We start from the raw sequence: 24588 nt of genomic DNA on the forward strand, positions 1-24588 counted from the left end.
GGCGGCGCGACACCACTCCCCTCCCACCCCAGGAGCCCTCGATGCTCGACAGCCCCCTGCTGGTCGCCGACGACCTGGCCCTGTCCTTCGGCGAGACCCGTGCGCTCACCTCCGCGTCCGTCCAGGTGCGCGCCGGGGAGGTGCTGGCGCTCCTGGGCCCGTCCGGCTCCGGCAAGTCCACGCTCATGCACTGCCTCGCGGGGATCCTGGCGCCCGACTCCGGCTCCGTCACCTACGACGGCCGCGACGTCACCGCGATGTCCGACGTCGAGCGCAGCGCCCTGCGCCGCACCGAGTTCGGCTTCGTCTTCCAGTTCGGGCAGCTCGTCCCCGAGCTCACGTGCCTGGAGAACGTCGCGCTCCCCCTGCGGATGACGGGCGCGCGCCGCCGGGAGGCCGAGCGCGTCGCCACCGCCTGGCTCGAGCGGCTCGAGGTCGCCGACGTCGCCGCCAAGCGCCCCGGTGAGGCCTCGGGCGGGCAGGGGCAGCGGGTCGCGGTCGCCCGCGCGCTCGTCACGCGACCCCGCGTCGTCTTCGCCGACGAGCCCACCGGGGCGCTGGACTCCCTCAACGGGGAGCGCGTCATGGAGCTGCTGGTCGCCGCGGCCCGCGACACGGGCGCCGCCGTCGTCCTCGTGACGCACGAGGCGCGCGTCGCCGCCTACTCCGACCGCGAGGCCGTCGTCCGCGACGGACGCGTCCGCCAGGTGGAGCTCGCGCGATGACCGCGACCGCGCTCGCCCGCACCGGCGCCGGCCCGACGCCGCCGCCACGCCGCCCGCGACGTGCGCTCGCGCAGTGGGCCGCCGACCTCGCCCTGGGCGTGCGGCTCAGCGTGAGCGGCGGACGAGCGGGGTGGGTCCGCCTCGCGCTGATCGCCGTCGGCATCGGGCTCGGCGTCACCATGCTGCTCGGGGCCGCCACCGCACCCGCCGTCGTGGCCGCGCAGGAGGCGCGGTCGAACGACCGGAGCACCCCGATGTGGGAACCGCCGGAGGACGCCGTCGCCGCGGGCCCGGGCACGATCCTCACGATCGCCGCCCGGTCGCAGTTCCGGGACACCGACGTCGAGGGCGTCCTCGTGCAGGCCGAGGGAGACGCGCCGCCCGTCCCGCCGGGCGTCGCGCGCCTCCCCGGCCCCGGCGAGGTCGTCCTCTCCCCCGCGCTCGCGGACCTCATGGCCACGGACGGCGCCGAGGCGCTGCGCGGGCGCTGGGGCGAGGCGGTCGGGACGATCGGCCCCGAGGGGCTCCGCGGACCGGACGAGCTCACCTTCTACGCGGGCAGCGACCAGCTCTCCGTGGAGGAGTTCGCGAGCCGCACCGACAGGTTCGGCGGCGTCGAGCGCGCCGACCCCGACCCGGACCCGACTCTCCTGGTGCTCGCCATGGTGGCGACGACCGTCCTGCTGCTGCCCGTCGCCATCTTCGTGACGAGCGCGGTCCGCTTCGGGAGCGAGGCCCGCGACCGCCGGCTGGCGGCCCTGCGGCTCGTGGGGGCCGACGCGCGCATGGCGCGCCGGGTCGCGGCCGGCGAGACGCTCACCGGAGCGGTGCTCGGGCTCGCCCTCGGCGGCGTGCTCTTCGCCGCGCTGCTGCTGGCCCTGCCCGACGCCCTGGGCGTCTTCGCCGGTGACCTCCGGCCGGTGCCCGCCCTCGTCGCCCTCGTCGTGGTCCTCGTCCCGGTGGCCGCCGTGGTCGTCACCGTGGCCGCCATGCAGCGCGTCGTCGTGGAGCCGCTCGGCGTCGTGCGCCGCAGCGGGGACCGTCGTCGCCGGCTGTGGTGGCGTCTGGTGCTGCCCGTGATCGGGCTCGTGCTGGTCGCGCCGCTCCTCGCGGGGCGTGGCATCGACACCTTCTCGGACACCGAGCAGCTGAGCGTCCCGGTCGGACTGGGGCTCCTGCTCCTGGGCGTGGCGCTGCTGCTGCCGTGGCTCGTCGAGGCGTCGGTCCGTCACCTCGGCGGGAGCGGGGGCGGCGTCGCCTGGCAGCTCTCGGTCCGCCGGCTCCAGCTCGACAGCGGGACGTCGGTGCGGGCCGTCTCCGGCATCGCCGTGTCGGTCGCCGGCCTCCTCGTCATCAACGGCATCGTCGCCGGTCTGGAGTCCGGCGAGACCGAGGTCCCGCAGCGCGACGCGGCCGACTTCCAGGCGGTGGTGTACGACAACAGCGGCGCCGAGCCGCGCTGGGGCCCGCTCGAGGGCAGCCGCGGCATCCGTGAGATCTCGACGCTCTCGTCGGTGGTGACGACCGACCCCGCGACGGGCGCCGACGTGTGGATCGACATCGGTGAGTGCGCGGCGCTCGCCGTCGACACGGAGGTCGGGGACTGCGCCGACGGCGACGTGTTCGCCGCCGCCCCCACGAACGGGACGGTGCCGACGGCAGGGACGACCCTGGACCTCGGCGAGCCCGGCTCGTCGGAGGCGGCGTCGACCTGGACGGTGCCGGAGACGCTCACGACCGTGCCGACGGTGACCGGCATGATGTCCTCTCCGGAGGGTGAGCCCGCACGGTTCCTCATCACCCCGGGCGCCCTCGAGGGCGTCGAGCCGCTGGCGTCGAGCTCCAGCGTGCTCATCGCCCTCGACCCCGCCGTCCCCGACGCCATGGACCACGCCCGCACCGCCGTCGCGCAGGTCGACGCGAGCATGCACGTCGACCCGGTCGTGATCGAGGGCCTCGCGCCCGTCCTCGCGGACATCCGGCAGGCGCTCCTCGCCGGCACCGCGGCCCTGCTCCTCCTCATCGGGGCGAGCCTGCTCGTCAACGTCGTGGAGCAGATGCGCGAGCGACGCCGGCTGCTGGCCGCGCTCCTCGCCTTCGGGGTGCGACGCCGGACGCTCAGCGCGTCCGTGCTCCTGCAGCTCGCCGTCCCCGTGGTGCTCGGGCTGGCGCTCGCCGCCGTCACCGGCACCGGCCTGTCCACCCTCCTGCAGATCGGCATGGAGGTGCCGGTCCGGCTCGACTGGGCGGGCATCGGGACGACGTCGGGCGTGGCCGCGCTCGTGGTGCTGGTCACGACGGCCGCGAGCCTGCCGCTGCTGTGGCGGCTCATGCGGCCGGAGGGGCTGCGCGCCGAGTGAGCAGGGCCGCACCTTCGTGAGCACCGGTGGACGTCGCCGCCGCAGGCGAGCGCGGTGGTGGCGAGGCGCCGCGGGCCGACTCACATGGGGTGATGGAGCCGCACCACTCGGCCCGCCCGCAGGTCAGGCCCGTCGTCGACCTCGAGGGGGCACGTCGACGACGGCCACGTCGCTGCAGACCACGCCGCTGGACGGGTGCGACGTCATCACCCTGACGGCGACGCGTGACGCCACCGACCATCTCGCGGCATGAGCTCGGCTGCCTGACGCTGATCGTGGTCCGGGACGACCAGCCGACCCGCGTCGCGGTCTGCCTCCCTACCCTGGTCGGCATGGACCGCCCCGGGGACCGCTGGTCGCCGAGCCCGACGGCCCTCAGCGCCGCGTGCATCGCCGGCCTAGCACTGAGCGCCGGCGTCCTCGTCCTGCTCCTCCCGGCGGTGTTCCAGTCCGGGGCGCAGATCCACCCGCTGGCCCTCGTGGGCCTCGTCGTGCTCTCCGCCGCCTTCGCTGCTGGTGCCCGGTACTGGCGTCCGCGGGCGCCAGGGCAGATCTCGGCTGACGCTGACTGAGGGCCCGAGGACGAGGAGCACCTGCACCGCGGCGACCGAGGCTGACCGCCAGCCCGAACGGCAGCCGCCCTTGGTCGACCGGAGCCGGTACGGGCGTCCGCGAGCGAGACTGCCGCACGGGCGGCCTCTCCCGTGCGGAGCCGATGACTTCTGCGGCCGTCCGTGATCCCCTGGGACATGGCGCTCCTCCGCTACTGGATCAACACCTCGCTCGACGGCTGCATCGCCGACTCGGCCGGCAGCTTCGACTGGAGCGAGCCGGACACCGAGCTCCACGCCTTCTTCAACGACGAGGAGCGCCAGATCGGGACGCACCTCTACGGCAGGCGCCTGTACGAGACGATGCGCTACTGGGAGAGCGCGCACGAGCAGCCCGACCAGCCTCCGGTCGGCCTCGACTACGCGCGCATCTGGCAGGCCGCCGACAAGGTCGTCTACTCCCGGACGCTCGCGGAGGTGGACACCCGGCGGACCGAGCTCGTCCGCGCCTTCGACGCCGACGACGTCGCGCAGCGCAAGGCCTCAGCCGACCAGGACCTGAGCATCGGTGGCGCCGGACTCGCCGCCGCCGCTCTGCGCGCCGGGCTGGTCGACGAGATCGGGCTCGTGGTCCACCCGGTGGTCGTGGGCGGTGGGACTGCCGCCCTCCCGCTCGGTGTGCGCCTGGACCTCGACCTGGTCGAGGAGCGCCGGTTCTCCGGCGGCGTGGTGCACCTGCGCTACCGCGTGCGCAGCTAGTCGACGCCGGCCGGTGCACCGCCGCCCCGGGCCAGGAGAGCCGCTGGCAGGTGCCCGAGGCGGCCCCCCGCACGCGAGTGCTCGACGGCTGTGCCCGAAAAGGCGTCTCGCAGACGCGCGTCGGGCAGACGCCTCGCGGGCGCCCCGCACGAGCACGAGCACGAGCTGACCTGCTGAGCCGCGTGCTGGGCGCACTGCGCCGACGGGCAGGCGCCGGGTGCACGGCTCCGGGAGGAGAGCCGGACGGGTGACGGTCATCGGCACCGCCCCGGGGCGCCGGGGCCGGTCCGGGCCCGACGGGTGTCACCGCGCGTCGAGGACCTCGCCGCCGCGCCGACCCGGTCGGCGCAGACACACCCACCCACCGTCACAGGCTCACGCTCCCGGTCACCCGGGCGGCCCGCACGCGCGCCAGGTCGGGTGAGGACGTCGGAGGCGCCACCCAAGCCCCCACCGGCTGCGGCCGGAAACACCCCCCACCACAGGGCGGTTGTTCAACTATCAACGACTGCCCGCCTCGTCGGGGACGCCCCCCGAGCCTCGGGGGTCGCCAGCACCAGCTCCGGCCGCGAGAGCGCCCCGGGGGGAGAAGGAGGACACCGTGCTCTCCACCACCGAGCCGGCCACCGGCACGCACGCGATCTCGCACCCGCGGACCCCCGGGCGTGCTCGTCGTCTCCTGAGCACCGCGGTCCTCACGGTCGCCGGTCTGGGCCTGACCGCGACCGGGGCATTCGCCAGCTGGCAGGCAGTCACCACCCAGAGCCCCCTGCAGATCAGCGCAGCCACCTCCGCCGCGACCGGCACCGACGCCGCTACCGCCGCACTCGTGGACGCCGGTGGTGGCTCCTTCGCCACCGGCGTCGCGGACCTGGCGCCCGGTGACTACTTCTACCGCTACGTGGACGTGCGCAACGACGGCCGTGCGCCGGCCACCTTCACGGGCACGGTCAGCGCCGACGGCGCGCTGGCCGGCCACCTCGCCGTCGAGGCCACCTCCTGCACCCTGCCCTGGGACACCACCGGCGGCGCCAGCACCTGCGCCGACCCCGCACCCATCGGCTCAGGGGTCCCCACCGCCGGCGCGCCGGTCCCGGTCACCCACGGCGACATCGCCACCGGCGACGCCCAGGTCCAGCACGTGCGCTACCGCTTCACCTTCTCCCCCACCGCACCCGACCGCCTCCAGGGGCAGACCGGATCCGTCTCCTTCGCAGTCGGGCCCGCCACGGACCGCTGACGCCCGAGCTCGGGTGGGTGCGCCCTGAGGACTGCGGGCGGTGCTCCAGGAGCTCGGGGACGGTGACACCGTCGAGAGCCGAGGGACCCGACCCGAGAACAGGGTGATCCCCGGTCGGCGCCGGCCCCGCTCCTCACCGCCCACCGCCCACCGCCCACCGCCCACCGCCCACCGCCCACCGCCCACCGTGCCTGCGGGGCGCACCGGGCGTTCCAGAGTCCCGGGTGCGACGGGTCGGGTGGTAGCGGCCTCCGGCGCGCCAACCCTCGGCGTACCGGCTCATCAGGACTGCACCATCGCCACGAGGTGCACCCGCCCCTCGCAGCCGAACCCCACGCGTCCCCCCACCGCCGCTCTTCAGCCCGGTAGTGCCTGCCCCAGGTCCTCGAGCAGGTCCTCGACGTCCTCCAGTCCCACCGACAGCCGCACGAGCCCGTCGGTGATCCCGACACGGGCACGTCCCTCCGGCCCCAACCGGCGGTGCGTCGTCGTCGCGGGGTGGGTGATGAGCGACTTCGAGTCACCGAGGTTGTTCGAGATGTCGACGACGCGCAGCCCGTCGAGCAGCCGGAACGCCGCGTCCTTGCCGCCGTCCAGCGTCAGCGTGACGACCGTTCCGCCCCCGTTCATCTGCGAGCGGGCGAGGTCGGCCTGCGGGTGGCTGTCGAGGAACGGGTAGACGACCGACTGCACGCCCGGCTGACCCTCCAGCCACGTCGCGATCCGCTCGGCGGAGGCGACCTGGTGGCGCACCCGCATCGAGAGCGTCTCCAGGCCCTTGGTCAGCACCCACGCGTTGAACGGCGACAGCGACGGGCCGGTGTGCCGGATCAGCGTCTCCACGCCGCCGGTCAGCAGCTCCGTCGGCCCCAGGATCGCCCCGCCGAGGGTGCGGCCCTGGCCGTCGATGTGCTTGGTCGTCGAGTACACGACGACGTCGGCGCCCATCTCCATCGGCCGCTGCAGCACCGGGGTGGCGAAGACGTTGTCGACGACGACCGTCGCGCCGGCCGCGTGCGCCATCTCGCAGACGCGGCGCACATCGACGATCTCCTGCATCGGGTTCGACGGCGTCTCGAAGAACACCGCCGTCGTCGGCTGGGCGAGCGCGGCCTCCCACTGCTCGAGGTCGGAGCCGTCGACGAAGATCGTCTCCACGCCCCAGCGCGGGAGGATCTCGTCGAGGATCACGAAGCACGAGCCGAAGAGGCTGCGCGCCGCGACGACGCGGTCGCCCTGGCCCAGCAGCGCCGCCAGCGCGGTGAAGACCGCGGACATGCCGGACGCCGTCGCCACGCACGCGGGCGCACCCTCGATCAGGCGCAGCCGCTCCTCGAACGTCGCGACGGTCGGGTTGCCGTAGCGGGAGTAGACGAACCGGTCGACCTCACCGGTGAAGGCCTTCTCCGCCTCCGCGGCCGAGCTGTAGACGTACCCCGACGTCAGGTACAGCGCCTCGGCGGTCTCCTCGAAGCCCGAGCGCGCGAGACCGCCGCGCACCGCGAGGGTGTCGGAGCGCAGCGGCCGGCCGGCCGGGGCGGCGGGCGTCTCGGCCATCGCCGCGGGGTCGAGCGGGTAGACGGCGTCGTCGGCGCCCGGCGCCTGATCCCCCGGCGTGCTCACCCCTGCCGCCAGGGCAGGCCGTCGGCGCGCCAGCCGCGGACGCCGCGGTGGCCCTCGTCGTCCGTCGGGCCCTCGAAGCCGTCGAGGACGTTGTACGCCGGGCCCAGCCCGGCGGTCGTCGCCGCCTGCGCGGCACCGACCGAGCGCACGCCCGAGCGGCACAGGAAGACGACCGGCGTCCCCTCCCCCAGCCCGGCGTCGGCGAGCTCGGCGAGGAAGCGGTGGTTGCGCTGCCCCGTCGGGAAGTGCTGCCACTGCACGCCCAGCACGTCGCGCCCCACGGCGGACACGTCGGGCACACCCACGTACGCCCACTCGGCGTCGGTGCGGACGTCGACGAGGACGGCGCGCTCGTCGCTCGCCAGCAGGTCCCACGCCTCGCGCGGCGTGACGTCGCCCGCGTACGACCCGTCGGCCGGCGGGCGCCCCACCGGGCCCGGGGCCGCGGCGTCCGGCGACGCCTCGGGCGCGACCTCGCCGCGGCCCGCGGCGTCGGGAGCCTCCGCCGAGCTCGTCATCGCTGGTCCTGCGGCAGGACGACGGCCTGGGCGCAGTGCAGGTCCGTGCCCACGGCCGTGATGACGACCGACCCGTAGAGCTCGTACCCCTGGTCCAGGTGGTCGGAGACCTTCTGGCAGAAGTCGGGGGTGTCCGGGCCGGTGAGCAGCTTGTACGACTTGCGCTTCGCGGGGTCGCTCGTCGAGGCGGGGGCTGCGGTCGTCGCGGTCATGACGTCCTCCTCCAGCCCCGCGGGCGAGGCGTCGTCGTTCCCGGTGCGGTCCAGGTCGTGCTCGGCGAAGACCTCGGCCGCCGAGCGGGACGGCGGGGCGTCGTCCACCGTGCCGGACAGGTCGAGCAGCAGGTCGTCCGCGTCCTCGCGCTCGGCGGTGCGCTGTCCCGTGGCCACGCCGGAGGCGATGCGCTTGGGCGCCCACGAGCGGCCCTGCGCCGCAGCGTCCATGGCCTCGTTGGCGAGGCGGTCGGCGTGGCTGTTCTGCGCGCGGGGGATCCACTCGAAGCGGACCTGCTCGCGCGGCCACACCTCGCGGGCCTCCTGCCACAGCCGCTGCATGTCGGGGTGCTTGACCTTCCAGCGCCCCGACATCTGCTCGACGACGAGCTTGGAGTCCATCCGCACCAGCACGCTGGCGTCCGGGTCGATCTCGCGGGCGGCGCGCAGCCCGGCGAGCAGGCCGCCGTACTCGGCCACGTTGTTCGACGCCTTGCCGATGGCCTCGGCGACCTCCGCCAGCACCGGGCCGCCGGGCGCGCCGTCCTTGACGACGGCGCCGTAGCCGGCCGGGCCGGGGTTGCCGCGCGATCCGCCGTCGGCCTCGATCACGAGGCGGCGCCCGCCGCTCGCGGGGCTCACAGGCCCGACTCCGGCGTGCGCACGAGGATCCGCTCGCACTCCTCGCAGCGCATCACGGCGTCCTCGGGGGCGGCGCGCAGGCGGCCGATGGCCACGGTGTTCTGCTCCATGCGGCAGCCCTCGCAGCGGCGGGCGCGCAGCGGCGCCGCGCCCATGCCGCCGGCCTGCTCGGACCGGACCTGCTCGTAGAGCCTCACGAGGTCGGCGTCGACGCCGGCGACGACGCGCTCGCGGTCGGCGCGCACCGAGGCGACGTCGGCGTCCAGCTCCCGCAGCGCGGTGTCGCGGGCCTCGCGGGCCTGCTCGACCTCGGCGCCGACGTCGGCGAGCAGCTGCTCGAGCCCCACCAGCGCCGCCTGCGCGGCCTCCTGGCGCTCCATGACCTCGAGCTCGAGGTCCTCCAGCTCGGACTGGCGACGGGCGAGGGACTCCAGCTCGGACACCAGCGCCTGCGCGTCCTTGGCGCTCACCGCGCCGGAGTCCAGGCGGGTCTGGTTGCGGGTGGCGCGCTGGCGCACCAGGTCCACGTCGGCCTCGGCGCGGGAGGCCTCGCGGCCGACGTCGCTGGCGACGGTCCGTGCGCGCACGACCTCGTCGCGGAGCTGGGCGTACCGCTGCTCGCGCTCGGCGAGGGCGGCCTTCTCGGGCAGCACGTTGCGGCGGTGGGCCAGCTGGGCGAGCCGGGTGTCGAGGGCCTGGACGTCGAGCAGCCGGAGCTGGTCGCGGGCAGGTGCGGTGGTGGTCAGGGGACCTGTCCTCCCGGTCGTCGGCGCCGTCGCCCGGGAGGCGGAGGACGCCGGAGGTGGTGCGTGCGGTGCCGCAGCGGGTCGCCCCGCCGCCGGCGGTCCGCGGCCGGCCGGACGGCCGGTGCGCGAGCCCCGCCACGCTACCTCCGACCGTCCGACGGGCGTGCGCGCAGTCACGGGGCGACACGCCCTCTCGAGGCAGGCAGCGCGGACGTCGGGCCGCACCCCGTCGCAGCACCGGGTTCGACGGCGCCCACGCGCTCGACGTCCAGGCTGAGGCGTCCCGGTGCACCGGCGGGTCCGGGGCACCCGCCGCCGCCCTGGGCACCTGCCGCCGGGGAGGACGAGCTCCGGCTCGCGCCCGGCTCGCCCGGCGTCGCCCCAGGTCAGGGCGCTGGAGGCGCGGCGCCCACGGACATCGTCCTCCCCGTCGGCGGCCGTCGCCGCGCGGCGACCTGCAGAAGTCCCCTGGGCCGGCGCGTCGTCGCAGGTCACGGGGTCGACGGGTGAGACGAGGTCGACCTCTGCAGGTCGCTGCGCGCGGGACCTCGGCGGACGCGGTCCGGCAGCACGCTCCGGCAGACGGGGAGGACGACGTCCACCCCGCGACCGTGTCATCCGGCTCCGTGCCTGATCAGGGGCCCGGAGGCGCGGCACCGACGGACGTCGTCAGCCAAGTCCACGGCCGTTGCCGCGCGGCGGCCTGAACAAGACCTCACGCCCGCGCGTCTCGCAGGTCAGCAGGCGACGGGTGAGGACAGGACCACGTCGGCGCAGCGGGCGCGCAGGAGGCCCGTCAGCCGGCGAGCCCGACGAGCCGCAGGACCAGGGACACCTGCCCGGTCGGCCGGTCCCGTCGACCGCCGCGCCGAGGGAGCCGGTCCGCGACGGCCTCCACCGCGGAGATGACGCGGTAGCCGACGGGGTGCTTGCGGCGCAGCAGCTCGGACGTCCGGCGCAGGACCGCAGGGTCCTCGGACACCTCGACCGCGACGGCGTGCGTCGGCGCCTCCGGCCGCGTCCGCCCGCGGGAGTCGCAGGGCGTCACGGTGCCGCGGGGGTCGCGACGGGCGCGGCGCACCTTGGCGGTGCCGGCCGCGGTCGTGACCAGGAGGCGGCCGCCGTCGCGGACGACCCACACCGGCGTCGCCCGCTCGCTGCCGTCCTGCGGTACGTCACGAGGCTGAGGTACGTCTCGCGCCCGAGGGCCTCCAGGACGTCGCCGGAGTCGCCGCTGGTCGCCCCACCGCTGCTCATGGGCGGACGCTAGCCGCGCCTCGGCCGCTGCGGGAGGCGGCGCCCCGGGCTCCTCGGACCTGCTCCGAGAGGCGACCTCTCGGCACGTCGCCCCGTCAGGGACCGCGCTCATGCGTCCTGTCCGCAGTCGCCCTGACCAGGGGCCGGAGTCGGCGTCCTGTCGGCACGTCGCCCCGGAGGGGCGGGCGCCGCCGTCGCCCAGCACGGCCGGGCCCCCACCGGAGGCGCAGGTCCCGCCGGGCTCCGCGGGCCGCGGCGCGGCGGTGGGCGGCGCCTCAGCGGACGGGACCGCCGGGGCTGGCGAGGCGGGACGTCCACGGGTCGGTGCGCCGCGTGCTGATGGTCACCTCGACGGAGCCGCCGACCTGCTCGAGGTCCGCGCGCAGCCGGTCCCCCGCGCCCTGCAGCCACAGCCACTCGCTGGCCCAGTGGGAGACGTCGAGCAGGTGCGGGGCACCGCCGCGGGCGCGCTCGCGCAGCTCCGAGACGGGGTGGTGGCGCAGGTCGGCGGTCACGTAGGCGTCGGCGCCGCTCGCGACGACGGCGTCCAGGAGGCTGTCCCCGCTGCCGCCGCAGACGGCGACGCGCTGCACCGGCGCGGACAGGTCCCCGGCCACGCGCACGCCGTGGTGGGTGAAGGGCAGCGCCTGGGCCACGATGCCGGCGAGCGCCTCGACGGTGACGGGCTTGGGCAGCGAGCCCACGCGGCCCAGCCCGCGCGGGGAGGACCACGACGCCATCTCGAGGACGTCCACCGCCGGCTCCTCGTACGGGTGCACGGCCCGGACGGCGGCGAGCACGCGCTCGCGCAGCCGGCGCGGCGCGACCATCTCGACACGGGCCTCGGGACCGGTGTGCCGCTCCCCCGGCGTCCCGACGGCCGGGTGCGCCCGCTCACCGGGCGTGAACGTCTGGACGCCCTCCCCCGTGAAGGCGCAGCGGGAGTACTCGCCGAGCGCACCCGCCCCCGCGGCCGCCATGGCGTCGACCACCCGCTCGGCGTCCTCGCGCGGCACGAAGACGACGTGCTTGTCGACCGGGTCGCTGGGCGCGGCGGACAGCGGCTGCAGGTCGTCGAGGCCGAGGGCGCGAGCCAGGGCGTCCGAGACGCCGGGGCGCGCCGAGTCGGCGTTCGTGTGCAGCACGTGCAGCGCGACGCCGGCGCGCACGAGCCGGTGGACCACAGCGCCCTTGGGCTCGTCGGCCCGCACCGATCGCACCGGCCGCAGGAGCAGCGGGTGGTGGACGAGCAGCAGGTCGACGCCGAGCTCGACGGCCTCGTCGACGACCTCGGCCACCGGGTCCACCGCGAGCAGCACCCGGCGCACGCGCTGCGTCGGGTCGCCGCAGACGAGGCCGACCGAGTCCCAGTCCTCCGCGGTGGCGGCCGGGTAGCGCCGCTCGAGGAGCTGCAGGAGGTCGCTGAGGGCGACGCCCTCGCTCACGGTGTCCATCACGCCGGTACCGTAGCCGCCGACGACGCAGAGTCACAGATTGTCCGGGACTCGACCCGAGTCGTGTCGAACCTGTGACGAACCGGACCCGGCCAGCAGTGCGCTGCCCCGAGCCCCGGTCGCGTCGCCGGCCGCTGCGGCGACCGGGGCCTCAGATGGTCTGGACCGACCCCGCGTCCACCCGCAGCGTCGCGCCGTTGATGAAGCCGGCGCGCTCGGAGCACAGGAAGACGATCGCCGAGGCGACCTCCTCGGGCTCGCCGCGGCGCCCGAGCTGCATGCCGGGGCGCTCCTCGGCGAGGAAGCTCGAGATGGCCTCCTCGACGTCGGTGCCCCGCTCGTCGGCGCGCTTGCTCATCATCGCGTCGGTCATCGGCGTCGCGATGAAGGCCGGTGCCACGGAGTTCACCAGGATGCCCTCGGACGCGTAGGTCTTCGACAGGCCCTTCATGAGCGCCAGCGAGCCGGCCTTGGCGGCGCAGTAGGGGATCTCGTCGGCGTAGGGCTGGAACGCGTCCTCGCTCGTGAGCAGGACGATCCGGCCCCAGCCCTTGGGGCGCATGCCGTCGATGAAGGCCTTGACGGTGCGGACCTGCGACATGAGGTCGGTCTCGAGGGTCTTCGTCCAGCCCTCGTCGTCGATCTCGTGGAAGAGGCCCTGGGCGCCGGTGATGCCCGCCGCCGCGACGATGATGTCGGGGGCGCCGCCCAGGCCGGACTCGACCTCGCTCTTCAGGCGGGCGACGTCGTCGCGGGACGTGAGGTCCGCGGTCACGCGCACGACGTCGCCGGGCAGCTTCGCGGCCGACGCCGCCAGGGCGTCGCCGTCGAGGTCAGTGACGGCCACGCGCACGCCCTCCTCGAGCAGCATGCGGGCGGTGTGCCAGCCGATGCCGGAGTCGGCGCCGGTGACGAGGGCGGTCTTGCCGGTCAGGGACAGGTCCATGGGTCCTCCTGGGTGCGGGATCGCTCGTGCGGGTGCGCCGGGTGCTGGTGCTGGTGCGCGGCGGGACGCGCCCGGCCCGGGCGGCCGGCGGTGACCCGCTGCTGCGCGGTGGCTCGGTGGTGCGGTGGCTCGGTGGTGCGGTCGCATGGTCGTGCGGTGGCCCGGTGGTGTCGTGGCCCGGTGGGGCCGTCGCGGGCGGCGGGAGCAGGGCCGGCCCGGGGTCGCCCGCGACGCTAGGCGGCTGCCGGCCGCCCCGCCCGCCGTGAGGTGCTGCGCCGTGGGCGTTCGGGTTTTCCCGACCCGAGGTCTCGGGCTGGCTCGGCAGACCGGAGCCCCCGGGCGCTCGTACGTTCTCGGCATGACCTCGACCACCGCTCCCGCCCCCGCCGCCCGGAGCGCCCCCGACGCCCGCGCGGACCGCCGACGGGAGGGCCGCTCGCGGTGGCGCTCCGCCGCCCAGGTCGCGGGCGCCGTCGCCCACCTCGCCGCGATGTTCGTCATCGGGATCACCGTCCTGACGGTGCTCGTCACGCTGCTCGGCCTCGGCATCGGGCTGCTGCCCCTGATGGGTCTCGGAGCGCTGGTCCTGCTCGCGCTGCCCTACGTCCTGCTCGCCGTGGCGTGGTTCGAGACCGCCCGGGTCGACGGGCTGTACGGGCTCGACATCCCGCCGCTGCGCCCGCGCCGGCGCGCCGGCCCCGGCGTCGGCGGCCTCCTGCGCACCGTCTGGCGCCAGGCGGCCGACCCGCTGGTGTGGCGGGCGGTCACCAGCCTCGCCGTGGCCACCCTCCTCGGCGTCCTGCTGCTCCCCGTCGTGAGCGTCGGGGCCTCCGGAGCCGCCCTCGCCCTCGCCCCCCTCTACGCCGAGGGCGAGGAGGTCTCCCTCGGCGTCTTCGACGTCGCCGTGGAGCGCGCCCCGCTCGTCGGGGCGCTCGTGGTGCTCGTGGCGCTCGCCGCCGTCGTCGGCCTGGCGCTGCTGCACGGCGTCGTCACCAGGGCCCTGCTGCGGGCCTCCCGCGAGGCGGAGCTCGTCGAGCAGGCGCAGACCTCGGACCACCGGCGCGCCGGCGCCGTCCGCGCGGCGGAGGTGGAGCGCACGCGCATCGAGCGGGACCTGCACGACGGCGTCCAGCCGCGGCTCGTCTCGGTCGGCATGACCCTGGGGATGGCGCGCCAGAAGCTGGACCAGCCGGAGCCCGACGCCGGCGCCGCCCGGGCGCTGCTCGACGAGGCGCACACCGGCACGAAGGCCGCCATCACCGAGCTGCGGCAGCTGGCCCGCGGCATCCACGCCTCCGTGCTGGACGACCGCGGCCTCGACGCCGCGCTGTCGGCGCTCGCGGCGCGCTCCCCCGTGCCCGTCGACCTCGACGTGCGCGTGGACGGTCGCTGCGGGCGCACCGCCGAGGCAGCGGTCTACTTCGCCGTCGCCGAGTCCCTCACCAACGCCGCCAAGCACGCCCGGGCCTCCCGGTGCCGCGTCGTCGTGCGGCACCGCGACGGCGGCGTGCTGTGGGCGCGCGTCGAGGACGACGGCGTCGGCGGGGCGCGCGTGCTGCCCGGCGGCGGTCTCGACGGCATCGCCAACCGGCTGGCCGCCGCGGGCGGCAGCAGCCACCTCGACAGCCCCCGCGGCGGCCCGACGGCGCTGGAGGTGGGCGTCCCGTGCGCGTCCTGATCTGCGAGGACTCCGTCCTCCTGCGCGAGGGCCTCGTCCGCCTGCTCGAGGACGCCGGCCACGAGGTCGTCGCCGCCCTGGCGGACGCCCGCGAGCTGGACGCCGCCGTGGACGCTCACGCGCCGGACCTGTGCGTCCTCGACGTGCGCCTGCCGCCGACGTGGACCGACGAGGGCGTGCGCGCCGCCGTCGCCCTGCGCTCGCGGCGGCCCGACCAGCCCGTGCTCGTGCTCTCCCAGTACGTCGAGGAGCGCTACGCCAGCGAGCTGTTCAGCGCCCAGGGCGCCGCGCTGGGCTACCTGCTGAAGGACCGGGTCGTCGACGTCGCCGACTTCCTCGACGCGGTCCGCCGCATCGCCGAGGGCGCCACCGTCCTGGACCCCGAGGTGGTCGCCCAGCTCCTGAGCCGCCGGGCGCGGGACGACCGCCTGAGCTCGCTCACCGACCGCGAGCGCACCGTCCTCGCGCTCGTCGCCGAGGGCCGCTCCAACCAGGCCATCGCGGCCCTGCTCGTCCTCTCCGAGGCGAGCGTCGAGAAGAACATCACCGCGATCTTCACCAAGCTCGGGCTCGAGCGCGACGAGTCGGGCAACCGGCGGGTGCTGGCAGCGCTCGCCCACCACCAGAGCAGCGTCCCGCCCACGACAGGAGCCCCCCGATGAGCACCCCCGCCGCGCCCCCCGCCCCGCCGCAGTCGCCTGCTCCCCCGCCGCCCGGTGGCCAGACGCCCGGCGGCCGGCCTCCCGGGCGGGGCGTCGCCCGCGCGGTCTCCGCGGTCGCCGTCGTCCTCGGCGCCGTCGTGCTGGTCACGGGCGTGGTGGGCGCCGCCAGCTCCACCGTGCGGGACGCCTCGCGCGTCGACGACGACCTCGCCGTGAGCACCGAGGGCGTGAGCCGCCTCGACGTCGAGGCCGCCGCCACGCGCGTGGACGTGGCGTTCGGCGACGTGGAGCAGGCGGAGCTCGCCGTGCGGGGCAGCCGCGGCCAGTGGCAGCTCGAGCGCGACGGCGACCTCCTGCGGGTCACCTCGCCGGACGGCTCCTTCGGCGGGTGGGCGCTCGGGTGGTCGGGCGACCAGGGCCGGGCGACGCTCACGCTGCCCGCCGAGCTCGGCGACGGGGCGCTCGACGCGAGCTTCGACGTCGGGGGCGGGGAGCTGCGGGCCACCGGCGCCTACGGCGCCGTCCAGGTCGACGTGGGCGCCGGCGGGGTCGTCCTGGACGGGGCGGCGACGTCCCTGGACGTCGACGTCGCGGCCGGGGAGCTGGAGGTGGACGTCACCGGCGTCGAGGAGGCGGGCTTCGACGTCGCCGCCGGCAGCGTCGTCGCCGCCCTGGGCGGGACGACGGCGCCGAGGTCGGTCGCCGTCGACGTCAGCGCCGGCTCGCTGGAGCTGGCCCTGCCGGCCCAGACCTACGCCCTGGAGTCCGACGTCGCGGCCGGGACGCTCGAGGAGAGCCTGGACACCTCGCCCGCGGCGGCCTCGCAGATCGAGGTCTCCCTCGCCGCGGGGACCGTGGTGCTGCGCGAGAACGGCTGAGCGGTTCCGACGCTCGTCCCCGGTGCCGGACGGGGGCGCGCGGCCCTCAGGCCTCCGGGAGGAGTCGGCGCGCGGCGTCCAGCGCGTCGTCGAGCGACCGGGCTCGGCCCGGGGGCGCCTCGTCCCGCCACAGGACCCGGCCGTCGCAGACGAGGAAGGTCACCCGCCGGGGCGCGCCGCTGGCGGGGTCGAGGACGCCCCAGGCGCCGGCCGCCGCGCCGTGGGGCCAGAAGTCCGACAGCACCGGGAACGGCAGGCGCTCCGCACGCACCCAGGCGGCCAGGGCCGGGACGGCGTCGCACGTCAGGGCCACGACGTCCAGCCCCGCGGCAGCGAGGTCGGCGGCGCGGTCGCGCAGCTCACCGACCTCGCCCGTGCACACCGGCGAGGAGGCGAAGGGCAGGAAGACGACGAGCCGGCCGCGCACGCCCTCGGGCAGGTCGTGCCCGAGGGCCACCACGGACCCGTCCGCGGCGGTGTGCACCGTGCTGGCCGGGACCCGGCCACCCACCCGCGCGGCCGAGGTCCCGCGGTCGCCTGACCGCCTGCGCCGCGCGGGCAGCGGGCCCAGCAGCGCCCGCGACCGGGAGGGCGTCGTCAGGCCTTGCGGCTGCGGGCGACCAGGCGCGTGCCCGACCAGTCCGCCGTGACGGCGATCGTCGACGTCGCGTGCAGGCCCGCCGTGGGCGCCGCGTCGTCGATGTCGGCCGGCTCGACGTGGCCCGGCCGGCCGCTCTTGGGGCTCAGGAGCCACACGATCCCGCTCTCGCCGAGCGAGGTGAGGGAGTCGACGAGGGCGTCCACGAGGTCGCCGTCGCCCTCGCGCCACCACAGCAGGACGACGTCGACCGCCTCGACGGCGTCCTCGTCCAGCATCTCGGAGCCGATGACGTCCTCGACGTCGTCGCGCAGGTCGTGGTCGACGTCCGCGTCGTACCCGAGCTCCTGCACCACCTGCCCGGCCGTGACGGACAGCCGCTGCGCAGCCCCACCACCTGCCGCGGCGTCCGCGGTCGCACCCACCGTCGTGTCCTCTTCTCCGTCGTCGTCCGTGGTCCCGTGCCCGTTCTCGGTCGCGACGACCGTAGTGCACGCCTCCGGGCGGAGTCCCCTGCTGCCCCGAAGGACGCCCGGACGCGTGCGCGGGCCGCTGGGCGCCGCGCCGCCTACAGTCGCGCGGTGGGGAGCGCAGGCCGCTGGGTCGGCCCGGTGGGCAGCACGTCCGGCTCCGCCGTCGGCACGGGCACCGTCGAGGTGCTGAAGGTCCGCGTGGACGGCGAGGAGCCCGCCGCGCAGGAGCAGCTCGACGCCGTCGCCGTCGAGGAGCCGCTCGAGGTCCGCGTCGCCGGCGCGCCGGTCGTCGTGACGATGCGCACGCCGGGCGACGACGAGGACCTCGCCCTCGGCTTCCTGCTCACCGAGGGCCTGCTGCCGGGGCCGGGCGCCGTCGCGCGCGCCGTCGCCTGCGTGGACGTCGACGCCGCCGGCGAGCCCGTGGTCGGCTCCCTCGAGCTCACCCTGGCGCCGGGGGTGCCGGTGCCCGACCTGGAGGGCCGGCGCACCTTCGGCATGACCTCGGCGTGCGGCGTGTGCGGCTCCGCGAGCGTCGACGCCGTGCGGGCGCGCACCGGCACGAACCTGTGGCGCGACGACGTCGTCGTCGACGCGTCGGTCCTGGCCTCGCTGCCCGGGCGGCTGCGGGTGGCCCAGCGGGTCTTCGAGCGCACCGGCGGGCTGCACGCCGCGGGCCTGGCGACCGCCGACGGCGAGCTGCTCGTGGTGCGCGAGGACGTCGGCCGGCACAACGCCGTCGACAAGGTGCTGGGGCGCGCCGCCCGCGACCTCGGCTGGCCGCTGCGGGGCCACGTGCTCGTCGTCAGCGGGCGCGCGTCGTTCGAGCTGGCGCAGAAGGCGTGGATGGCGGGCGTGCCGGTGCTGGCCGCCGTCTCCGCGCCGTCCTCGCTGGCCGTGCAGCTGGCCCGGGAGGCGGGCATGACGCTCGCCGGCTTCGTGCGCCCCCCGACGCTCAACGTCTACACCGGCGCCCAGCGCGTGCGGACGGGCGCCTGACCCCTCCCCACCGGCGGACGACGGCGACGAAGTCCGCCCCCGGCGCCCCCATGGCGGAGAAGGGCTACGAGGTCCGCCCCGGACGCCGCTACGAGGCCCCGGGTCAGCCGCGGACGAAGGACAGGCGGACGGTGCGGTCGGCGTTGTCCCGGTTGGTGTCCACGAGGCAGACGCTCTGCCAGGTGCCGAGCGCCGGGCGCCCCTCGAGCACGGGGACGACCATCGAGGGGCTGACGATCGCGGGGAGCACGTGGTCGCGCCCGTGGCCGGGCGAGCCGTGGGCGTGGTGCCAGCCGCGGCCCTGCGGCCCGGCGGCCGGGAGGATGTCGCCGAGCGCCCGCAGCAGGTCCTCGTCGGAGCCGGCGCCGGTCTCCAGCACGGCGACCCCCGCGGTCGCGTGCGGCACGAACACCGACAGCAGCCCCTCGACCGCGCCCCAGGCGTCGAGCGCGTCCCCGACCTGCGCGGTGAGGTCCACCACGCGCTCGTCGCCGCCCGTGCGCACTGCCAGCGTCGTCGTCTCCATGCGCCGATCCCACCGCACCGGCGTCCCCCGCGCACCCGGCGCCGACGCTCTCGGCGAACCCGTGCGCACCTGATGTGACGCGGCGACCCGCGGCGCGCGAGGATGGACGCGCCGCGGTCGACCCCTGCACCGCGGTGTGCGGCCGAGCCGGCCGCGGTCGACGTGCTGGCGCCCGGCGCCGGCGAGCGAGACGGAGATGCTCAGTGGCAGGACGCGACGACGCCGGTCCGACCCGGAGCGGCATGCCCTCCCAGGTGCCGGACATCGACCCGGAGGAGACCCAGGAGTGGCTCGACTCCCTCGACGGGGCGGTGGACGAGCGCGGACGCACCCGTGCCCGGTACCTGATGCTCTCGATGCTGCAGCGCGCGCGGGAGCGCGGCGTCGGCGTCCCCAGCCCGGTGACGACCGACTACGTCAACACCATCGGCCCGGAGCAGGAGCCGTGGTTCCCGGGTGACGAGGAGGTCGAGCGCCGCTACCGCGCGTGGCTGCGCTGGAACGCCGCCATCACGGTGCACCGCGCCCAGCGCCCCGACATCGCCGTCGGCGGGCACATCTCCAGCTACGCCTCCTCGGCGACGCTGTACGAGGTCGGCTTCAACCACTTCTTCAAGGGCCACGACGGCGGCACGCCCGACCAGGTCTACATCCAGGGCCACGCCTCCCCCGGCGTCTACGCCCGGGCCTTCCTCGAGGGCCGGCTCTCCGAGACCGACCTCGACGGCTTCCGCCAGGAGCTGACGGCGAAGGGCCGCGGGCTGCCGAGCTACCCGCACCCGCGCCTGATGAAGGACTTCTGGGAGTTCCCCACGGTGTCCATGGGCCTCGGCCCGATGAACGCCATCTACCAGGCGCAGTCGAACAAGTACCTCGCCGCGCGCGGGATCAAGGACGTCTCCGACAGCCACGTCTGGGCGTTCCTCGGCGACGGCGAGATGGACGAGCCCGAGAGCCGCGGCCTGCTGCAGGTCGCCGCCAACGACAACCTCGACAACCTGACCTTCGTCGTGAACTGCAACCTGCAGCGGCTCGACGGCCCGGTGCGCGGCAACGGCAAGATCGTCCAGGAGCTCGAGTCCTTCTTCCGCGGCGCCGGCTGGAACGTCATCAAGGTGCTGTGGGGCCGCGAGTGGGACCCGCTGCTGGCGGCCGACCGCGACGGCGCGCTCGTCAACGTCATGAACCAGACGCTCGACGGGGACTACCAGACCTTCAAGGCCGAGTCCGGCGCCTACGTCCGCGAGAACTTCTTCGGGCAGGACCCGCGCACGCGCAAGCTCGTCGAGGGCTACAGCGACGACCAGCTGTGGGGCCTCAAGCGCGGCGGCCACGACTACCGCAAGGTCTACGCGGCCTACAAGGCGGCGGTGGAGCACACCGGCCAGCCCACGGTCATCCTGGCGAAGACGGTCAAGGGCTACGGCCTCGGCTCGCACTTCGAGGGCCGCAACGCGACCCACCAGATGAAGAAGCTGACCATGGAGGACCTCAAGGAGTTCCGCGACAGCCTCCGCATCCCCATCACCGACAAGGTGCTGGAGGAGGACCTCTACCGCCCGCCCTACTACCACCCGGGCGAGGACGCGGAGGAGATCAAGTACCTGCGCGAGCGGCGCCAGAAGCTCGGCGGCCCGCTGCCGTCGCGGCGCACCACGCCGCACACCAAGCTCGAGCTGCCCGGGGACGACGCCTACAAGGTGCTCAAGCGCGGGTCCGGCAAGCAGACGATCGCCACCACGATGGCCTTCGTCCGCCTGCTCAAGGACCTCATGCGCGACAAGGAGCTCGGCCGGCGCGTCGTGCCGATCATCCCGGACGAGGCCCGCACGTTCGGCATGGACTCGTTCTTCCCGACGGCGAAGATCTACAACCCGAACGGGCAGAACTACCAGTCCGTGGACCGCGAGCTGATGCTCGCCTACAAGGAGTCCGAGTCCGGGCAGATCGTGCACGCCGGCATCAACGAGGCCGGCTCGATGGGGGCGTTCACCGCCGCCGGCACCGCCTACGCCACCCACGGCGAGGCGCTGATCCCGGTCTACGTCTTCTACTCGATGTTCGGCTTCCAGCGCACGGGCGACAGCCTGTGGGCGGCGGGCGACCAGATGGCGCGCGGCTTCCTCCTCGGCGCCACCGCGGGGCGCACGACGCTCACCGGTGAGGGCCTGCAGCACGCCGACGGGCACTCGCCGCTGCTCGCCTCGACGAACCCCGCCGTCGTCTCCTACGACCCGGCGTACGGCTACGAGATCGGCCACATCGTGCGCTCCGGCCTGGAGCGCATGTACGGCGAGGGCCCGAAGGGCACCGACGCGGCCGGGCACGACGTCGACCCGAACGTCATGTACTACATCACCGTGTACAACGAGCCGATGGTGCAGCCGGCCGAGCCCGAGGGCGTGGACGCCGAGGGCATCGTCCGCGGCATGCACCTCGTCAGCCGGGGTCACGAGGGCGACCGCCCCCGCGTCCAGCTGCTCGCCTCCGGCGTCGGCGTGCCGTGGGCCCTGGAGGCCCAGGAGCTCCTCGGCTCGGAGTTCGGCGTGGACGCCGACGTCTGGTCGGTCACGTCGTGGGGCGAGCTCCGCCGCGACGGGCTCGCCTGCGACGCCTGGGCCTTCGAGCGCCCGGGCACCGACGAGGAGGCGCCCGTCCCCTACGTCACGCAGAAGCTGTCGGGCCAGCGCGGACCGGTCGTCGCGGTCAGCGACTACATGCGCTCGGTGCAGGAGCAGATCCGCCCGTGGGTCCCGGCGGACTACACCGTCCTGGGCGCCGACGGCTTCGGCCTGTCGGACACGCGCCAGGCGACGCGGCGCCACTTCCGCATCGACGGCCCGTCGATGGCCTACCAGGCGCTCGTGCGCCTGGCCGCCCAGGGCGAGGTCGACAAGGGCGCGCCGGCGAAGGCCTACAAGGCCTGGAAGCTGGACGACGTCCGCGCCGGCACCTCCGGCAACGCGGGCGGCGACTCCTGATCGCCTGACCGCACCCGACCGCGGCCGTCCCCTCGTCGAGGGGGCGGCCGCGCTGTCGTCCGGGGTCGGCCCGCTCCGGCCATCACGTCGACGCCCCGCCACTGAGGAGAGCCATCCATGGCCCTCGTCGGCTCTCTGCCCCAGGAAGGGCCGACTCAGAGCACCTCGTCGGCTCTCTGCCCCAGGAAGGGCCGACTCAGAGCACCTCGTCGGCTCTCTGCCCCAGGGAGGGCCGACTCAGGGCACCTCGTCGACTCTCTGCCAGGGAGGGGGCTGTTTCAGGGCACCTTGTCGACTCTCTGCCACGGAAGCGGCGGGCTGAGGGCACTTCGTCGGCGAGCTGCCGCAGACGAGGTCGATCAGAGGGCGAGACGTCGTCCGTTCGCCCCTCAGAGGGGCTGCCGGGAGCGGTCGACGCCTCCGACGACGAGAGGCCGCCACCCCGGGGGGTGACGGCCTCTCGTGGCGATGACGAGATCAGGTGCCGGGGCGACCCTCGGCGCCGGCGATGACGCGCTCGAGCTCGGCGCGGACGACCTCCACGCGGGCGGAGTCAGGGTGGGCGGAGAGCGCCTCGAGGTGACGACGCGCCTCGCCGACGCGACCGGCCTCGACCGCGGCGTGGACGAGCTGGCTGCCCGCGTCGATGCGGTGCTCGCGCGGGCGCCAGTGCCCCACGCCGAGACCCAGGGCGTCGCCCGGCAGGCCCTCCTCGCGGAGGATCTGCAGCGCGTGGGCCAGGGCCCCGCCGGAGGGGTCGCGCTCGGCCGCGGTCGACAGGCGCCGCATGGCCCCCTCGCGGTCGTCGTGGATCGACAGGCGCCCGAGCTCGAGCAGCGGGTACCAGGCCTTGCTGCTGCCCGCCATCTCCTCGGCGAGCGCCCACACGGCGTCGTCCTCGGCGCGGCGGGGGTCGTCCTCGGCGTGGTTCTCGGCGGCGCGGCGGCGCACGATCCCGGCGAGCTCGCTGAAGGCGCTCTCGTCGTTGGGGTCCTCGTGCAGGCGTGAGCGGAGCGCGTCCTCGCGGCGGTCGTCCGAGTGGCTGTGGCCGCTGGAGCGCTTGGCCGCCGGGTCGACGCGACGCATCGCCGGCTTGAGGCGCTCCGGTGCGCTGCCGGCGACACGTGCGCGGAGCTTGTCGAGCAGGCTCATGCGGTCCTTCCGTCGGTGTGGCGGACCGCGCGTCGAGCTGTGCGCCGGACCTCCGGACGGCCCGACCATATCGTCCGACCCCTCTCGCGGCACGCCGCCGCGCTGTCCGGGACGTCCGTACGATCCGGTGCGTGGACGAGGGGGCGCCGGCACGGGCGCGCAGCCGGCGCACGGAGCCCTCGGCCGACGACGTCGCGCGGCTCCGCGCCGCCACCGGGGTGCTCTCCACGGCGGCGCTGCGCCACCTGGACGAGACCCTGCCCTGGTACGGCGCGATGCCCGCGCAGGACCGCTCCTGGGTCGGGCTCGTCGCCCAGGCCGGGATCGGCGCCTTCACCACCTGGTACAGCGACCCGGACTCGCCGCTCGCCATCACCGCCGACGTGTTCGGCAGCGCGCCGCGCGAGCTGACCCGCGCCGTCACGCTCGCCCAGACCCTCGAGCTGCTGCGCGCCGCCGTGGACGTGGTCGAGGACCACGTCGACGTCGTCGCGGCGCCGGGCCGCGAGCAGCACCTGCGCGAGGCCGTGCTGCGGTACTCGCGGGAGGTCGCCTTCGCGGCCGCGCGCCTCTACGCCGGCGCCGCGGAGGCGCGCGGCGCGTGGGACGCCCGCCTGGAGGCCCTCGTGGTGGACGCCGTCGTGCGCGGCGACGTCGACGACGCCGTGCGCTCGCGCCTGTCGGCGCTGGGGTGGGGGCGGCCCGCCGTCGTGACCGTCGTGGTGGGCTCGACGCCGGCCGGCTCCCCCGAGGACGTCGTCGCCCGGCTGCGACGAGCGGCCCGCGCGACGGCGGACGACGCGCTCGTGGGCCTGCAGGGCGAGCGGCTCGTGCTGCTGCTCGGGCTCTCCGCCCGCCGGCGGCGCACCGTCGACGACGCCCCCCAGCCCTCCGCGGGCGGTGGCGGCCCGACACTCGAGCGGGCACCCGCGCAGGGGCTCGCCACCGTGGACCTGCGCGAGGCGACCTCGGCGCTCGCGCCGCTCTTCGGCCCCGGTCCCGTCGTCGTGGGTCCGGCGGTGCCGGACCTCGCCTCGGCGGGGGTCTCGACCCGGGCCGCGCTGTCCGGGCTCGCGTCGGCCCGCGCCTGGCCCGGCGTCCCGCGACCGGTCCTGGCCGACGAGCTGTGGCCCGAGCGCGTGCTGTCCGGCGACGTCCGGGCCCGCCGGGCCCTCCTCGACGCCGTCTACCGCCCTCTCGTGGGCGCGGGAGGCGCGCTGGCGCAGACCGTCTCGACGTACCTGGAGAGCGGGCGCTCCCTCGAGGCGACGGCGCGGCTGATGTTCGTGCACCCCAACACGGTCCGGTACCGCCTGCGCAAGGCCGTCGACGTCACCGGGTGGGACGCGACCTCCGCCCGCGACGCGCTCGTGCTCCAGGTGGCGCTCGTCGTCGGCGCCCTGGCCGACGGCCCGCCGCAGCGCGCCGGGGAGCAGCACGACGGCGAGCGGCGCGACGGCGACCAGCGCTAGCGAGCCGGCTCCCGTGAGTCACCTCAGTCACACGCGTCACGCCAGGTCACCCTGCGCACACACCGGACGACGGCGCGTCACCGGATGGCCATGCCCGCGTCACCGGCTGTTGTAGGAGTCCTACAAGGTCGCCGCG

Annotated in this window: 22 protein-coding genes and 1 pseudogene; 11 read left to right on the top strand and 12 right to left on the bottom strand. The window is 75.8% G+C overall.

Annotated elements, in window-relative coordinates:
* Positions 1 to 41: 41 nt before the first annotated feature.
* The 5 genes from Q0848_RS04155 to Q0848_RS04175 all read left to right on the top strand — a co-directional run bounded on the left by Q0848_RS04155 (position 42) and on the right by Q0848_RS04175 (position 5635).
* Positions 42 to 725: an ABC transporter ATP-binding protein gene (locus Q0848_RS04155; RefSeq protein WP_299035223.1), complete on the top strand. Its 684-nt coding sequence runs from the start codon at positions 42 to 44 to the stop codon at positions 723 to 725.
* Positions 722 to 3085, top strand: coding sequence for an FtsX-like permease family protein (locus Q0848_RS04160; protein ID WP_299035226.1), 2364 nt, complete (start codon positions 722 to 724; stop codon positions 3083 to 3085). Before Q0848_RS04155 ends, Q0848_RS04160 begins: the two co-directional genes overlap by 4 nt.
* A 332-nt stretch (positions 3086 to 3417) precedes the next feature.
* Complete coding sequence (locus Q0848_RS04165) at positions 3418 to 3657, top strand: hypothetical protein (protein WP_299035229.1); 240 nt, start codon at positions 3418 to 3420, stop codon at positions 3655 to 3657.
* Between the two features lie 177 nt (positions 3658 to 3834).
* Positions 3835 to 4395, top strand: coding sequence for a dihydrofolate reductase family protein (locus Q0848_RS04170; RefSeq protein ID WP_299035232.1), 561 nt, complete (start codon positions 3835 to 3837; stop codon positions 4393 to 4395).
* Between the two features lie 601 nt (positions 4396 to 4996).
* Entirely contained in the window at positions 4997 to 5635 is a 639-nt protein-coding gene (locus Q0848_RS04175) for a hypothetical protein (protein WP_299035235.1), read from the top strand.
* Between the two features lie 357 nt (positions 5636 to 5992).
* Here Q0848_RS04175 and Q0848_RS04180 read toward each other — a convergent pair whose 3' ends face one another.
* The 8 genes and pseudogenes from Q0848_RS04180 to Q0848_RS04210 form a co-directional block, all read right to left on the bottom strand.
* On the bottom strand, positions 5993 to 7192 hold the full coding sequence (locus Q0848_RS04180) for an O-succinylhomoserine sulfhydrylase (RefSeq protein ID WP_366146422.1): 1200 nt from the start codon (positions 7190 to 7192) through the stop codon (positions 5993 to 5995).
* 62 nt (positions 7193 to 7254) lie between these two features.
* Positions 7255 to 7689 (bottom strand): rhodanese-like domain-containing protein, encoded by a 435-nt coding sequence (locus Q0848_RS04185; RefSeq protein WP_366146423.1) that lies wholly within the window; start codon positions 7687 to 7689, stop codon positions 7255 to 7257.
* An 83-nt stretch (positions 7690 to 7772) separates the two neighbouring features.
* Positions 7773 to 7988 (bottom strand): DUF1737 domain-containing protein, encoded by a 216-nt coding sequence (locus tag Q0848_RS18970; protein WP_366146424.1) that lies wholly within the window; start codon positions 7986 to 7988, stop codon positions 7773 to 7775.
* A 189-nt stretch (positions 7989 to 8177) separates the two neighbouring features.
* Positions 8178 to 8630 (bottom strand): annotated as a pseudogene (locus Q0848_RS18975) (reverse transcriptase-like protein); the annotation flags it as partial.
* Positions 8627 to 9553, bottom strand: a complete 927-nt coding sequence (locus Q0848_RS04195) for a zinc ribbon domain-containing protein (RefSeq protein ID WP_299035247.1) — start codon at positions 9551 to 9553, stop codon at positions 8627 to 8629. The pseudogene Q0848_RS18975 and the gene Q0848_RS04195, both read right to left, overlap by 4 nt.
* A 619-nt stretch (positions 9554 to 10172) precedes the next feature.
* Positions 10173 to 10517: a hypothetical protein gene (locus tag Q0848_RS04200; RefSeq protein ID WP_299035250.1), complete on the bottom strand. Its 345-nt coding sequence runs from the start codon at positions 10515 to 10517 to the stop codon at positions 10173 to 10175.
* A gap of 391 nt (positions 10518 to 10908) precedes the next feature.
* Positions 10909 to 12087, bottom strand: a complete 1179-nt coding sequence (locus Q0848_RS04205; protein WP_299035793.1) for a Nif3-like dinuclear metal center hexameric protein — start codon at positions 12085 to 12087, stop codon at positions 10909 to 10911.
* A gap of 151 nt (positions 12088 to 12238) precedes the next feature.
* Positions 12239 to 13033 carry an SDR family NAD(P)-dependent oxidoreductase gene (locus Q0848_RS04210; protein ID WP_299035253.1) on the bottom strand — a complete coding sequence of 265 codons (795 nt, stop codon included), beginning with the start codon at positions 13031 to 13033 and terminating at the stop codon, positions 12239 to 12241.
* A 358-nt stretch (positions 13034 to 13391) separates the two neighbouring features.
* Between Q0848_RS04210 and Q0848_RS04215 the strand changes: the two genes are divergently transcribed.
* The 3 genes from Q0848_RS04215 to Q0848_RS04225 are packed head-to-tail and all read left to right on the top strand — an operon-like array spanning position 13392 to position 16251.
* Entirely contained in the window at positions 13392 to 14711 is a 1320-nt protein-coding gene (locus tag Q0848_RS04215; RefSeq protein WP_299035256.1) for a sensor histidine kinase, read from the top strand.
* On the top strand, positions 14699 to 15373 hold the full coding sequence (locus Q0848_RS04220; protein ID WP_299035259.1) for a response regulator transcription factor: 675 nt from the start codon (positions 14699 to 14701) through the stop codon (positions 15371 to 15373). The genes Q0848_RS04215 and Q0848_RS04220 overlap by 13 nt, the downstream gene beginning before the upstream one ends.
* Positions 15370 to 16251 (top strand): hypothetical protein, encoded by an 882-nt coding sequence (locus Q0848_RS04225; protein WP_299035262.1) that lies wholly within the window; start codon positions 15370 to 15372, stop codon positions 16249 to 16251. The genes Q0848_RS04220 and Q0848_RS04225 overlap by 4 nt, the downstream gene beginning before the upstream one ends.
* Positions 16252 to 16297: 46 nt before the next feature.
* Here Q0848_RS04225 and Q0848_RS04230 read toward each other — a convergent pair whose 3' ends face one another.
* Both Q0848_RS04230 and Q0848_RS04235 read right to left on the bottom strand, forming a co-directional pair.
* The gene (locus tag Q0848_RS04230) at positions 16298 to 16762 is read right to left on the bottom strand and encodes a redoxin domain-containing protein (protein WP_299035265.1); all 465 of its coding nucleotides are present in this window, start codon (positions 16760 to 16762) and stop codon (positions 16298 to 16300) included.
* 86 nt (positions 16763 to 16848) lie between these two features.
* Positions 16849 to 17274 carry a DUF3052 domain-containing protein gene (locus tag Q0848_RS04235; protein ID WP_299035267.1) on the bottom strand — a complete coding sequence of 142 codons (426 nt, stop codon included), beginning with the start codon at positions 17272 to 17274 and terminating at the stop codon, positions 16849 to 16851.
* A 231-nt stretch (positions 17275 to 17505) separates the two neighbouring features.
* Here Q0848_RS04235 and fdhD point away from each other — a divergent pair, with 231 nt between their 5' ends.
* Complete coding sequence (gene fdhD / locus Q0848_RS04240) at positions 17506 to 18321, top strand: formate dehydrogenase accessory sulfurtransferase FdhD (protein ID WP_366146425.1); 816 nt, start codon at positions 17506 to 17508, stop codon at positions 18319 to 18321.
* A gap of 103 nt (positions 18322 to 18424) precedes the next feature.
* Here fdhD and Q0848_RS04245 read toward each other — a convergent pair whose 3' ends face one another.
* Complete coding sequence (locus Q0848_RS04245; protein WP_299035273.1) at positions 18425 to 18847, bottom strand: YjbQ family protein; 423 nt, start codon at positions 18845 to 18847, stop codon at positions 18425 to 18427.
* A 242-nt stretch (positions 18848 to 19089) separates the two neighbouring features.
* On the opposite strand from Q0848_RS04245, the gene aceE reads away from it, so the two are divergent.
* A complete protein-coding gene (gene aceE, locus Q0848_RS04250; protein WP_299035276.1) occupies positions 19090 to 21828 on the top strand; it encodes a pyruvate dehydrogenase (acetyl-transferring), homodimeric type in 2739 nt (912 codons plus the stop codon).
* A 477-nt stretch (positions 21829 to 22305) separates the two neighbouring features.
* Here the strand turns inward: aceE and Q0848_RS04255 are convergent, their stop codons facing one another.
* The gene (locus Q0848_RS04255) at positions 22306 to 22980 is read right to left on the bottom strand and encodes a hypothetical protein (protein WP_299035279.1); all 675 of its coding nucleotides are present in this window, start codon (positions 22978 to 22980) and stop codon (positions 22306 to 22308) included.
* A gap of 131 nt (positions 22981 to 23111) precedes the next feature.
* Between Q0848_RS04255 and Q0848_RS04260 the strand changes: the two genes are divergently transcribed.
* Entirely contained in the window at positions 23112 to 24452 is a 1341-nt protein-coding gene (locus tag Q0848_RS04260) for a CdaR family transcriptional regulator (protein WP_299035282.1), read from the top strand.
* Positions 24453 to 24588: the final 136 nt, after the last annotated feature.

This window comes from uncultured Pseudokineococcus sp., assembly GCF_947495735.1.
Classification (GTDB): Bacteria; Actinomycetota; Actinomycetes; order Actinomycetales; family Quadrisphaeraceae; genus Pseudokineococcus.

Bases quoted from the DNA above. Each gene is read 5' to 3' on its own strand.
- aceE (WP_299035276.1), top strand. From the start codon at position 19,090: ATGCCCTCCCAGGTGCCGGACATCGACCCGGAGGAGACCCAGGAGTGG.
- Q0848_RS04215 (WP_299035256.1), top strand. From the start codon at position 13,392: ATGACCTCGACCACCGCTCCCGCCCCCGCCGCCCGGAGCGCCCCCGAC.
- Q0848_RS04155 (WP_299035223.1), top strand. From the start codon at position 42: ATGCTCGACAGCCCCCTGCTGGTCGCCGACGACCTGGCCCTGTCCTTC.
- Q0848_RS04205 (WP_299035793.1), bottom strand. From the start codon at position 12,087: ATGGACACCGTGAGCGAGGGCGTCGCCCTCAGCGACCTCCTGCAGCTC.
- Q0848_RS04160 (WP_299035226.1), top strand. From the start codon at position 722: ATGACCGCGACCGCGCTCGCCCGCACCGGCGCCGGCCCGACGCCGCCG.
- Q0848_RS04225 (WP_299035262.1), top strand. From the start codon at position 15,370: ATGAGCACCCCCGCCGCGCCCCCCGCCCCGCCGCAGTCGCCTGCTCCC.
- Q0848_RS04245 (WP_299035273.1), bottom strand. From the start codon at position 18,847: ATGGAGACGACGACGCTGGCAGTGCGCACGGGCGGCGACGAGCGCGTG.
- Q0848_RS04180 (WP_366146422.1), bottom strand. From the start codon at position 7,192: ATGGCCGAGACGCCCGCCGCCCCGGCCGGCCGGCCGCTGCGCTCCGAC.
- Q0848_RS04165 (WP_299035229.1), top strand. From the start codon at position 3,418: ATGGACCGCCCCGGGGACCGCTGGTCGCCGAGCCCGACGGCCCTCAGC.
- Q0848_RS04210 (WP_299035253.1), bottom strand. From the start codon at position 13,033: ATGGACCTGTCCCTGACCGGCAAGACCGCCCTCGTCACCGGCGCCGAC.
- Q0848_RS18970 (WP_366146424.1), bottom strand. From the start codon at position 7,988: ATGACCGCGACGACCGCAGCCCCCGCCTCGACGAGCGACCCCGCGAAG.
- Q0848_RS04255 (WP_299035279.1), bottom strand. From the start codon at position 22,980: ATGAGCCTGCTCGACAAGCTCCGCGCACGTGTCGCCGGCAGCGCACCG.
- Q0848_RS04170 (WP_299035232.1), top strand. From the start codon at position 3,835: ATGGCGCTCCTCCGCTACTGGATCAACACCTCGCTCGACGGCTGCATC.